Annotated in this window: 13 protein-coding genes and 1 tRNA gene; 6 read left to right on the top strand and 8 right to left on the bottom strand. The window is 63.0% G+C overall.

Annotated elements, in window-relative coordinates:
- Together WEB61_RS13555 and WEB61_RS13550 are read left to right on the top strand one after the other, a co-directional pair.
- On the top strand, window positions 1-705 hold a 705-nt coding region (locus WEB61_RS13555), incomplete at its 5' end, for an NAD(P)-dependent oxidoreductase (protein ID WP_368064872.1).
- Window positions 662-1,519 carry a LysR family transcriptional regulator gene (locus WEB61_RS13550; protein ID WP_368064871.1) on the top strand — a complete coding sequence of 286 codons (858 nt, stop codon included), beginning with the start codon at window positions 662-664 and terminating at the stop codon, window positions 1,517-1,519. The genes WEB61_RS13555 and WEB61_RS13550, both read left to right, overlap by 44 nt.
- A gap of 6 nt (window positions 1,520-1,525) precedes the next feature.
- Here the strand turns inward: WEB61_RS13550 and WEB61_RS13545 are convergent, their stop codons facing one another.
- The 4 genes from WEB61_RS13545 to WEB61_RS13530 form a co-directional block, all read right to left on the bottom strand.
- Window positions 1,526-2,224 (bottom strand): M23 family metallopeptidase, encoded by a 699-nt coding sequence (locus WEB61_RS13545; RefSeq protein WP_368064870.1) that lies wholly within the window; start codon window positions 2,222-2,224, stop codon window positions 1,526-1,528.
- Between the two features lie 129 nt (window positions 2,225-2,353).
- A complete protein-coding gene (tmk, locus tag WEB61_RS13540) occupies window positions 2,354-3,010 on the bottom strand; it encodes a dTMP kinase (protein WP_368064869.1) in 657 nt (218 codons plus the stop codon).
- 3 nt (window positions 3,011-3,013) lie between these two features.
- Entirely contained in the window at window positions 3,014-4,168 is a 1,155-nt protein-coding gene (locus WEB61_RS13535) for a D-alanyl-D-alanine carboxypeptidase family protein (protein WP_368064868.1), read from the bottom strand.
- A gap of 57 nt (window positions 4,169-4,225) precedes the next feature.
- Complete coding sequence (locus tag WEB61_RS13530; RefSeq protein ID WP_368064867.1) at window positions 4,226-5,218, bottom strand: septal ring lytic transglycosylase RlpA family protein; 993 nt, start codon at window positions 5,216-5,218, stop codon at window positions 4,226-4,228.
- A gap of 190 nt (window positions 5,219-5,408) precedes the next feature.
- Between WEB61_RS13530 and WEB61_RS13525 the strand changes: the two genes are divergently transcribed.
- Window positions 5,409-6,749 (top strand): MmgE/PrpD family protein, encoded by a 1,341-nt coding sequence (locus WEB61_RS13525; RefSeq protein WP_368064866.1) that lies wholly within the window; start codon window positions 5,409-5,411, stop codon window positions 6,747-6,749.
- Window positions 6,750-6,751: 2 nt separating this feature from the next.
- Here WEB61_RS13525 and WEB61_RS13520 read toward each other — a convergent pair whose 3' ends face one another.
- Window positions 6,752-7,015: a hypothetical protein gene (locus WEB61_RS13520; RefSeq protein ID WP_368064865.1), complete on the bottom strand. Its 264-nt coding sequence runs from the start codon at window positions 7,013-7,015 to the stop codon at window positions 6,752-6,754.
- 319 nt (window positions 7,016-7,334) lie between these two features.
- Here WEB61_RS13520 and WEB61_RS13515 point away from each other — a divergent pair.
- Window positions 7,335-7,424, top strand: a tRNA-Ser gene (locus WEB61_RS13515).
- A gap of 171 nt (window positions 7,425-7,595) precedes the next feature.
- Here the strand turns inward: WEB61_RS13515 and WEB61_RS13510 are convergent.
- From WEB61_RS13510 to WEB61_RS13500, 3 genes are all read right to left on the bottom strand, one after another.
- Window positions 7,596-8,015, bottom strand: coding sequence for a PaaI family thioesterase (locus tag WEB61_RS13510; protein ID WP_368064864.1), 420 nt, complete (start codon window positions 8,013-8,015; stop codon window positions 7,596-7,598).
- Between the two features lie 40 nt (window positions 8,016-8,055).
- The gene (locus WEB61_RS13505) at window positions 8,056-8,451 is read right to left on the bottom strand and encodes a hypothetical protein (RefSeq protein ID WP_368064863.1); all 396 of its coding nucleotides are present in this window, start codon (window positions 8,449-8,451) and stop codon (window positions 8,056-8,058) included.
- Window positions 8,452-8,593: 142 nt separating this feature from the next.
- Window positions 8,594-9,211: a glutathione S-transferase family protein gene (locus WEB61_RS13500; protein ID WP_368064862.1), complete on the bottom strand. Its 618-nt coding sequence runs from the start codon at window positions 9,209-9,211 to the stop codon at window positions 8,594-8,596.
- A 166-nt stretch (window positions 9,212-9,377) separates the two neighbouring features.
- Here WEB61_RS13500 and WEB61_RS13495 point away from each other — a divergent pair, with 166 nt between their 5' ends.
- Both WEB61_RS13495 and WEB61_RS13490 read left to right on the top strand, forming a co-directional pair.
- Complete coding sequence (locus tag WEB61_RS13495) at window positions 9,378-10,652, top strand: MFS transporter (protein WP_368064861.1); 1,275 nt, start codon at window positions 9,378-9,380, stop codon at window positions 10,650-10,652.
- The gene (locus tag WEB61_RS13490; RefSeq protein WP_368064860.1) at window positions 10,645-11,214 is read left to right on the top strand and encodes a gamma carbonic anhydrase family protein; all 570 of its coding nucleotides are present in this window, start codon (window positions 10,645-10,647) and stop codon (window positions 11,212-11,214) included. Before WEB61_RS13495 ends, WEB61_RS13490 begins: the two co-directional genes overlap by 8 nt.
- Window positions 11,215-11,227: the final 13 nt, after the last annotated feature.

Here is an 11,227-nt window from a genome sequence, read left to right as displayed (position 1 = left end):
CGCAACATTCTGACAGGCGATGCCTCTGTCCGGAACGAAGGCTTCGCCGGCTGGCGGCCCGCGCTCTACGGCGCCGGGCTCGATGGATCGACCGTCGGCATTCTCGGCTTCGGCCTTGTCGGCCGGGCAATAGCTGAAAGGCTTCGGCCCTTCCGCTGCCGTATCCTCGCCTCGGACGCGCAGCCCCGTCCCTTGTCGGATGTTCCCGGCGTCGAATTCGGCGAGGCCGATCGTGTCCTGGCCGAAGCCGATTGGCTGGTCCTCGCCCTCCCCCTCACCCCCGCGACGCAGCACATCATCGGCCGCGCCGCCATCGCGCGCATGAAACCGGGTGCGCGCATCGTCAATCCGGCGCGCGGCTCGCTGGTCGACGAGGCGGCAATCGCAGACGCCCTTGCAACCGGACACCTCGCCGGTTACGCCGCCGATGTCTTCGAATGCGAGGACTGGGCGCGAGCGGACCGGCCGGAGGAAATCGACGCGCGATTGCGCGCCGCCACCGGCCGTACGGTTCTCACCCCGCATATCGGCTCCGCCGTCACGCATGTCAGGCGCGACATCGAACTCTCGGCCGCGCGCGGCATCGTCGACGTCCTCGCCGGTCGCCTGCCCGTCCATGCCGTCAATGCACCGAAAAAACCCGCCCTGGAAATCGTCGAAGATGCTGAACCTGCTTCATACAAAAACGTTTCTCGCGGTCATTGACGCGCGCGGCTTCCGGGCGGCGGCGCGTGTCCTCGGCATCGCCCCGTCGACGGTTGTCGACCATGTCGGCCAGCTTGAGGCCGAACTTGGTGCGCCCCTGATCGCCCGCCGTCGCGGCGCCGTTCGGCCGACGCCGCAAGGCGCCGCCTTGTTGCCGCTCGCCCGTGCGCTTGTCTCGACGGCGGAGCGTGCCCGGACCGCCGTCATGGGCGCGCCGCTGCGGCTCGCCGCTTCGAGCAACATCGGCACTTACCTGTTGCAGGCACCGCTGGCGGCCTTCCGCCGTCGCGGCGGATCGAACGTCGATCTGTGGATCGGCAGCAACCCTGCCGCCCTCGATCGCCTGACGCAAGGCGCGGCCGACATCGCCGTCATGGAATGCTGGCAACCCGCGGATGCCTTCGAGGCGCATGACTGGCGGCGCGAAAAACTGGTGCTGATCGTCGCACCGTCCCATCGCTGGGCGGATCGCGAAAGCGTACGGCCGGATGAATTGATCGGCGAGCCGCTGCTGGGCGGCGAACGTGGCACCGGCACCGGTACGCTGCTGCGCCGCCGTCTCGGCGCCGTTGCCGGACAACTCTCGACGATTGACGGCTTTGGCAACACGGAAGCCGTGAAACGCGCTGTCAGGGAAGGTCTTGGCGTGTCGCTGGTGATGAAAGCATCGGTGATCGACGAGATCGCAAGCGGGGCGCTGGTCGCGTTGCCGCTTGCCGGCGTCGAACTCGTCAAGGAAACGAAAATCGTCCTGCCGCGCGATATGCCCGCCACGGCGCCCGCTCGCCGCTTCCTGGCCCACGCGCTTGCATGAAGGGCGCTACCGCGCCTCGATCAGCCCGCGTGTCCGGGCGATCTGGCCCTCGGGCCGGGCAACATCCGCGGCGAGGACGTTGACCTGTTCGTTGATATCCTCCGCCAACGGATCGACGCGCTCATTGTTGATCGCCACCTCGTAGTAAAGGTGGTTGCCGGTCGCGAGCCCCGTCTTGCCGACATAGCCGATGACATCGCCCTTCTTAACGCCCGAGCCGGCGACGACACCGGGCGCGAAGCCCGACAGATGCGCATAAAAGGTTTCGACATGTTCGGCATGTTTGATCGTGACGAGTTTGCCGTAATTGCCGCGCCAGCCCGCCATCGCGACGATGCCGTCCTCGGCTGCATAGACAGGCGTTCCCTTCGGCGCCGAATAGTCGACGCCGCGATGCAGCCGCTTGTCCTTCAGGACCGGGTGAATGCGCCATCCGTACCCGGACGACATGCGCGCGACACCGAGGTCGATCGGCGCGCCGAAATGGAGTCCCCGGTTGGGTAGCGAAGGCAACGCCGCCACGGGCCGCTCGAGCGGCAGGACGTAATTGGCGGCCGCGGGGTCGAGAACCTCGGCCAGACTGAGGCCGCTCGCCTCGGCGGCGGTGGAGGGAAGAAGGAGGGAGAGCGAAAAGAGGGTGGGAAGGAAGAAGGCGGCGCCGGAAAATGTCGGTCGGGCGACCAGTTTTGGCTGTCGTCGTTTCACCGGCGATCCTCTTCTTCGTGGCCGGCGCGGTCGCCGGGCGGTCCATCCGTTTTCAATACCGGAGATTTCTATAGTTGATGGCTGCTCCGGGGGCAAACCGGATTAACCTTCCCGGGCATTTGTGACAGTTTAATGACTGTTTTGTGACAAAGGGGGGGTAAGGCGTTGTTCGACTGTCTGCCAGATGGCAGCAGCGACAGCCTCTTCTGTGCCGCCGGCATCGATCACAGCGCAGCGTTCGGGCTCGTTTTTGGCAATGTTTAGAAAGGCTTGGCGCAGGCCCTCGTGGAACTCAAGGTCCATGCGCTCGTAGCGGTCCTCGGCCGAATTGTCTTTTCCCTGCCGCGACTTCGCGCGTGCGAGGCCCTGTTCGACCGGCAGATCGAGGATCAGCGTCAGCGCCGGCATCGCATCGCCGACGACCATCTCCTTGAGTTCATTGATGAATTCAGGTCCAACCCCCGGCCCCTGATAGGCGATCGTCGAATCCACAAACCGATCCGAGATCACCCATTCACCACGCGCCAGCGCCGGCAGAATTGTCCGCTCCAGATGCTCCGCCCGCGCCGCAAAGTGAAGCAAAGCCTCGCTTTTTGGGCTCCAGCGCGTCGTTTCGCCGGTCACCAGCAACTGCCTGATCGCCTCCGCGCCCGGCGCGCCGCCGGGCTCGCGCGTCACACAGACCGCCTCGCCGCGCGCCCGCAACTTCTCCGCAAGTCGTTGAATCTGCGTCGATTTTCCGGCGCCCTCGCCACCTTCCAGCGTGATGAACCGCGCCCGCCCCAAGGGTCAGCTTCCAGACAGCATATGCATCAGTGAACCCAGCGCCCGGCTGATAAGTCCTTGTTTTTCAACGCTTCCTCCGGCCACCAGCGGGAATTCCCGCGCCGGCGCGTCCGGCGTCTCGACCTTCAGTACACCGATCTTTTGACCCGCCTCGACCGGCGCCATGATCGGCGATTCATATGCGACGGACACTTTCATGTCGCGGCGCTGATCGACCGACAGGATAACGTCGATGTCCGAGGTGCTCACCAGCGGCACCTCCGCATAGGTGCCTTGCCAAACAGGTGCATTGTCGACGGGCGTTCCAGCTGCCACGAGCTTGTAATTCTTGAACGCACGGAACCCCCAATCGAGAATCCGCACCGTTTCGTCGCCCCGCGCCCTTTCGCTCGGCAATCCGTTCAGCACCAGGATCAGCCGCCGGCCATCGCGCTTTGCCGAAGCCGTAAGGCCATAGCCGGCCGCTTCCGTATGGCCGGTTTTCAGTCCGTCCACGGATGGATCGAGATAGAGCCCGGGATTGCGATTGCCCTGCCGGATGCCGTTCCAGGTAAAGTCCCGCTCCTTGAAGATCGGGTAGAATTCGGGAAATTCCATGATGATGTGACGCGCCAGAAGCGCGAGATCGCGCGGCGTCATCACATGCTCTTCATGCGGCCAGCCGGTCGCGTTCTTGAACACGGAATTCGTGAGGCCGATTTCCTTGCCCCGCTCGGTCATCCGGATCGCAAAGGCTTCCTCCGAGCCGCTCAACGCTTCCGCCACCGCGATACAGGCGTCGTTCCCGGACTGGATGATGATGCTCTTGAGGAGCGCCTTCACCGGAACCGAGGAATTGAGATCGGCAAACATGGTCGACGAGCCCGAGGCCGCGCCCCCTGTGCGCCATGCGTATTCGCTGATGATAAATTCGTCCTCAAGGCTGACGCTGCCCTCGCGGATTGCGCCGAACAGTACATCCAGCGTCATCAGCTTGCTCATGCTGGCTGGATACATCGTCTCGTCTTCGTTCTTGCCCCAGAGGACGTCGCCGGTCTCGTAATCCATCAGGATCGCGAATTTTGCCGACGTATCGAAGGCCTGCGCCGTGTGCGGCGCGGCGAAAGCCGCCCCGATCAGGGTTGCACAGAAGATTAGAAAGGAAGCGGCGCTTTTCATGGTCTGTACTTGTCCTCTTCGGCGACGGGACGACCCGCTTGCCGGCAATGGTACGGTCTAGTCGACAACGATCCGTGCGCCGCTATGTCCTCGCTGCACGACGGATTGCAGTGAGCTGTCGGCAGCCGGAACGTCGGTAAGCGGTCCGAGGCGCACGCGATAGAAAGGCGTGCCTTCGACTGTCGTCGTCTGAATTTCAACCGGCCCCAACCCTGCCAGTTGCTGCCGTACGGCTTCTGCATTCCGCAGATTCTGGAACGAACCGGCCTGCACGTAAATGTTGCCTGTTCCCGTGACCGGTACCTGACGACTTGCACCGGGATCGTCGCGAATGGGTTCCATTGTCGCGCTGGATGGACTCGAAGCCGGCGTGACGTTCTGCGGCGGCGCGCTCACGGCGCCCGCGGGCGGCGCAAGTTGCGACGCAGAAACGGCGGCGACCGATGCAACCGGTGCGGCTGCCACGCGGCGTTCGTCCGGCGGCGTCTCCACCTTGGGCGCGATGAAGGTTTCGGCAACGGCGCGTCCGTCGCCAATGCCGCCATCGAGCGGCGCGCGGCCAATGAATTGCACCCGAACCTTGGCCGTACCTTTTCGCATGAAATCGAGTTCCTCGGCGGCGCGCTTCGACATGTCGATTTCGCGTCCTGCGGCGAAGGGACCGCGGTCGTTGATGCGGACGATCACCGAGCGGCCGTTTTCGAGATTGGTCACGCGCGCAATCGTCGGCATCGGCAGCGTCGGATGTGCCGCGGTCATGGCATTCTGATCGAAAATTTCGCCATTGGCGGTCGGCTTGCCGTGAAACTGCGGCCCGTACCACGAGGCGATGCCGGTCGAGTCGTATTTGTCGTCCTCGCGTGGATAATACCAGATGCCGGCGATCTGATAGGGTTTGCCGACCTTGTAGAGGCCGCCGCCGGTTTTCAGGGGCCCCGACCCTGAGGGCTTGCCGGTCGTTCCGCAGCCCGCCAGCAGCAACGCGAGCGCCAACGGCGCCAGCAGGGCGAACACCGCGCCGCGGACCCTTTCGGAAGCTCGAACAGGCATTGAAGACCCCTCTCCGAGGAGGTTGTCGCTCGTCACGGGCGACGAATCGTTCCTCGAATGTAATCGTTTTTCTTATAGTCAGCCGTGCTTTCGGCGGCAAGCGAGACCGGGCCGACGGGCCGAATTTGCTACGGGCTGCATATGGTTACATCATGCGCGCATCGCCGTCGCGCCTTCTCGGAACAAACAAGTGAACGATCTCTCTTCCCGTCCTGCCCGCTCCTCCCTGACCGCCGACCTGGTCGGCCTGATCCGCCGCAAACCGGTCGCTCCCGCCGATCTTGAAGCCGCCGCCCTCTTCACGCTCGATGCGGTTGCCAACAGCCTGGCCGGACACAATTCTGAGCCGGGGCGTGTTTTGATGGACTGGTGGCGGGCCCGAGGCGTCTCCAACACAGCGCCGGAACCGGCGCGGCTCGCCTTCCTGATGGGCGCGCTCTGCCACATTCTGGAAACGGACGATCTGCATCGCGAGTCCGTCGTGCATCCCGGCTGTGTTGTCGTGCCGGCGGCATGGGCACTGGCGGCGCCGCGCGGCGCCAGCGGGCAGGCATTCCTCACGGCGGTGCTGCATGGCTTCGAGGCGGCGACGCGGGTTGGCATGGCGGTCGGTCCGGCTCACTACCGGATATGGCACAACACGGCCACCTGCGGTCCGTTCGGCTCGGCCATGGCGGGTGCATCTCTCCTCGGCCTGTCGGATGAAGCGGCGGTTCACGCGCTCGGCAATGCGGGCAGCCAGTCCGCCGGCCTCTGGCAATTCCTCGAGACCGGCGCCATGACCAAACATCTCCATGCCGGTCACGCGGCGGAAGCCGGCGTCAACGCCGCCGAGCTGGCAGCATTTGGTTTCACGGGTCCTCCGCAAATTCTCGAAGGTGAAAAGGGTTTCTTTCGCGCGGCCTGCCCGGATGCCGATCCGGCCGCCGTCCTGCGCACTCCCGACGCACCGTGGCAGCTTGTTCGCACCTCGATCAAGCCGTGGCCCTCATGCCGCCATACCCATCCGACGATCGATGCGGCTGCCGAATTGCGCAGGCGACTGCTGGCCGACGGTATCGGCCTCGATGCAATTGAAACGATCGAAGTTTCAACCTATGCGGCTGCAATCGATGTCTGCGACCGGCCGGTGGTGCAGAGCGATTATGAAGCGAAGTTTTCGCTGCAGCATACGGCTGCAGCCGCCCTGTCTTTCCCGGAAGTCGATTTTGCGGCCTTCGGAGCGGCGGCGCGGCAAAGCTGCGCGTCACTCGCGGCGCGCGTTCGGATCGAAACGGTCGATCCCTGGGCGTCGGCCTATCCGGTACACTGGGGCGGCAAGGTGCGCCTCCGCCTGGCGAACGGAACGGAACTCGAGGCCGAGCGAACGGATGCCAAGGGCGACCCGGAGGCACCTCTCGGCCGCGAAGAAATGGTCGAAAAGGCCGCCATGCTTCTCCGCCACGGCGGCATCGAAAACCCGGCACCGTTGATCGACGCCATTCTCGGCCTTGCCGCAAGCCCAGCCCTGCCCGATCTCGCGTTTGGCTGAAATCAACCGGCGGCGTTGTCGACCATCGGCTTGATGAAACTCAGATAGGCCTGTCCGAAAAACCCGATCAGGAAAGGCATCCAGATCCAGGCCGTGCGCCAGCGCAGCTTGCGCTTCCTCTTTTCGGGCACCGAGGACGCGCCGAGCGGCGCGGGCGGAGCGACATCCGTTTTCGGGGCGGCCGCGGCGGCCTCGGCGAGAATCAGTTCACGGGACTCTCGTCGCTCCTCCCGAAACTGCCGGAACATAAAAAGGCCGAGCAACATGATGATGCTCAGCGGAATCCACGGCGACGTCAAATCAACCGGCACAACGATACTCCCCCCGAAAGCTACGCCCGCGGCATTCTTGCCCGCTTTTGTGCCATTTTGGCAAGCATTGTCGGGAGTTGCAAAAGGGAATTGACGTTAACCATAAGGGAAGGACGCGGAACGCCCTGATACGTGCCCAAAAGGCACGGCTTCTCTGTTTTCGGATCAAGCCGCGTCGTCATGCATCGCGGGAAGCCAACTCAGGCCTGTCGGGAACAGCGCCGGCCATCTTCCCGGTTGAGTCACATCGATACAACGGCTAACCAGTGCAGCTGGATGGGTGGCCGAGTGGTTTAAGGCACCGGTCTTGAAAACCGGCGTGGGTTTGCGCCCACCGTGGGTTCGAATCCCACCCCATCCGCCAAACCGTCGGGCTGCTTTATGACGACGTCTGGCCGCGAACGGAATGGCGGCCTCCGGGAGACGGAAACCCGAAAGCCGCCTCCCGTTCAATATTCGTCATGAAGTTTCAGCCAGCTCGTCGTGCCGCCGGTCGCAAGTCGAACGCTTGACGTTGAAACCTGGAGGGTCGAAATCACCGGCCGATCTTGAACGTCGCACTACCCTTGGCGACCAGCTCGCCCGCATCATTGCGCAGTTCCGCTTCAGCAAAGGCGATCGACTTGCCGCGGTGACGCACCCATCCCTCGCCTGTCAGCGTTCCCTTGTCGGCGCGGCCGACAAAGCTGGTCTTGAGTTCAAGTGTGACTTGGGGCGTGCCGGGCTTTTCGTGGGTAAGCCGCACGGCATGGCCGCACAATCCGTCAAGCATGGCCGAGAGGAAGCCGCCGAAAATACGCCCGCCACGATTGAGGAAAGCGTCGCCAGCGACGAAAGAGGCGCGGATATAGCCGCGCGCCTTGTCTGTTTCCAACACTTTCTTGCCGAGCGTGAGCGCCGCAGGCGACTCCCAATTGTCGTCCAGCGGTGGCACGTCACTCGTCTTGTGGCTCAAGGCAATCTACTCCCGGCGGGTTGCGCCGGCACATACTGCCTCAGGATGTCGAGTCTGCAAATGGCGGTGAAAAGCTGCGCTTGAACTCTTCCTTGCAGGCGACGTGTGCTTCCGACAGCAAGGCGTGGCCCTTTGCCGAGCACGCCTTGTCGGCGCGGTATTCGGCGACGCCCTTGTTGGTGCAGGCGCGCAGGTCCGGCTCCCAGAGGAAAATGCAGACCATCGGAATGAACCGTTCCTTGCACTCCAGTTCGGTGATCAGGTGTTTTTCCTCCGCCGTGCGACGACCCCACCAGGCAGCGGTATTTTGTGCGCGGCTGTCGGACGAGTCGATGCAGTCCGGCACCGGCTGGGCTTGCGCGCGCTCGGGCGCGATGAGGAGCGTAAACGTCAATGCAATGCCAAGCGCCAGGCAAATCTGTACGAGATACTTCACAGCGTTTCCTCCCACGGCACCCCCCAAAACTAGTAATTTGCTTTTACTAGCTTGCCAGATTCCGCCGCAACCGCAAGTTGAATTCCGGTAATGAAGCCGGGCTCTGCCCAAAGAGCCCGGATTCCGCATCGAATGGCTGAAATCAGGCGCTCGCAGCGGCCGACGGCCGGGCTTTCATGCGTTCGAACCATGCGCTCACGTTCTTGAATTCCGGGTTGATCGGTTGTCCGACAACGGCGCCGAAATCGAGAAAGCCGAACAACAGAATGTCGGCCAACGACAACCGCTTGCCGGCCAGAAATTCACGGCCATTCATCAGTTTGTCGAGCCAGGCAAGCTTGTCCTGGGCGATAGCCTTCAGGCCGGCTGCCGCCTCCGGCAGACAACGCATCCGGTTCTGGAAGAGCGGCAGGCCTTCGGAATACCGGAAACCATTGGCCATCGGTTCGCAGATGTTGAGGTCGACACGGCGCGTCCACATCCGCGTTTCGGCGCGTTCTTCGGGTGTCGTGCCGATCAGCGTACCGCCGGGAAACTTCTCGTCGAGATATTCGCAAATGGCCGTGATCTCGGCGAGCACCGTGCCGTCGTCAAGTTCGAGCGCCGGCGCCTGGCCGGACGGATTCTTCGCAAGATAAGGTTCCTTGCGGTTCTCGCCAGCCATTAGATCGACTTCGACGAAGGGCAGCTTGATACCCTTCTCCTGCATGAACATTTTGACGACGCGCGGGTTTGGGCCGATCGAATTGTAGAATTTCATGGGTAGCTCCCTGTGGTCCGGTCTCTGAAATGCCGGTATGGCCCCATGATTAGCCGAATGAGGCAGGACACGCCACTGTCTGGCTTTTTCCGACTTGGCGCATGGCGGCATGAAGACTATGTAGGCAGTCCGGCGCGCGTTCCGCGTCCGGCGCGGGAGGCAAATGATGAGCGCGCAAAGCGCCGACCCATCGGGCCCAAAACGGGGCCTTTTTTACGGCTGGTATGTCGTCATCGCCGTTCTCGTCATCATGACGACGACGGCCGGTCTCGGTTTCTACAACCTGTCGGTTTATCTCAAGGCATTCGTTCTGCAGGGCGGCTTCTCGGTTTCCGCGACGTCAGCCGCCACGGCCTGCTTCTTCCTTGCGTCCGGTCTGACAGGACTCGGCGTGGCGGCATTGATCGAACGCCACGATCCGCGCTGGGTCATCACAGGCGGCGCATTGATCGCCGCCTTTGCAATGTTGGGGGCCGGTTACGTCACCGAACTCTGGCAGCTCTATGCCTTTTATATTCTGTTTGGCATCGGCTATGCGGGTGCGGCGCTGATCCCCGGAACGACGCTGGTCGCGCGCTGGTTTGCGCGGCAGCGCTCGGTCGCGCTGTCCTATGCATCCACAGGGCTCTCGCTCGGAGGCATCCTGTTGACGCCGCTCTCGGCATGGATGATCGAGCGCCTTGGTCTCGGCGGCGCCGCGCCATGGCTGGCGCTGATGTTCATTCTCGGCATTATTCCCGTCGCCTGGCTGCTGATCCGTCCCTCGCCGCAATCGATCGGGCTCGGGCCCGACGGCGATCCGATCGCGCGCGATGCGAGCGGTACGCCTCTGCCGGCCGACGGCATTTCCTTCGACCATGCCGTTCGAAGCCGATTCTTCATTTTTCTGACGACGGCTTACATCTTCGCGATGATGGCGCAGGTTGGCGTCATCGCCCATCAGTACAGCCTCGTTTTCGCGCGCACCGATAGCAGCAGCACGGCGCGTCTTGCCGTCGCTACCATGGCCAGCGCCAGCATTGTCGGCCGGCTGATCGGCGGACAGGCGCTTCGATGGATGCCGTCGCGCGGTTTTGTGCTCGGGCTCACCCTCGCGCAAGGCGCCGCCCTCGCCTTTTATGCCTTTGCCGAAACGACGCCGGCGCTGCTCGCGACAACGATTGTCTTCGGGTTGACTGTCGGCAATCTTCTGATGATGCAACCGCTGATGGTCGCCGAGGCCTTCGGCCTCAAGGCCTACGGCCGCATTTATTCCGTGACGCAACTTTGCATGACCGCCGGCGTAGCGACGGGCCCGGCCGCAATTGGCTTTCTCTACGAAGGGCTCGGCGGTTACGAAGTCGCTTTTCTCGCAATGGCATCGGCCTCTCTCCTCGCCTTTCTGCTGATCCTCGCCGCCGGCCCGGTCCGCGCCCTTATTGAAGGCAAATCCCATGCGTGACTTCGGCCCCGGCATCATTCTGGACAATCCGGCCTTCATCCACGAAACGGCATTGATCTATGGCAAGGTCTTCATCGGCGAAGGCGCATCGCTCTGGCCCTATGTCGTCATTCGCAGCGAGATGCATGAAGTCCGCATTGGCCGGCGAACCAACATCCAGGACTTCGTAATGATCCATGTTGGCAACGAGACACCCACGATCATTGGCGACAACTGCTCGATCACGCATCACTGCACGATCCACGGCGCCGAAATCGGCGACAATTGCCTGATCGGAATCAATGCCACGCTCATGGATGGCGCGAAGATCGGTCGGAATTCGATTGTTGCGGGCCATTCGATCGTGACCGAAGGAATGGTCATCCCCGAAAACTCGATCGTTGCGGGCGCGCCGGCCAGGGTCATCAAGACCCGGGACAACGGTCCGGCCAATATCATGAACGCCCGTTTCTACTACGAGAATGCGCGAGCCTATGAGCAAGGCGACCATCGGGTGACGGAGCGGGAAGCCTTCCGCCAGGCAATGACCGAAGAGATGCAGGCGTTGACCACCGCTAAATGAGATTCCGCTTGGG

The organism is Parvibaculum sp., assembly GCF_040882025.1.
Classification (GTDB): domain Bacteria; phylum Pseudomonadota; class Alphaproteobacteria; order Parvibaculales; family Parvibaculaceae; genus Parvibaculum.
The sequence above is the reverse complement of the archived record's forward strand: the minus strand, read 5'-3'. Positions and strand labels throughout refer to the sequence as shown.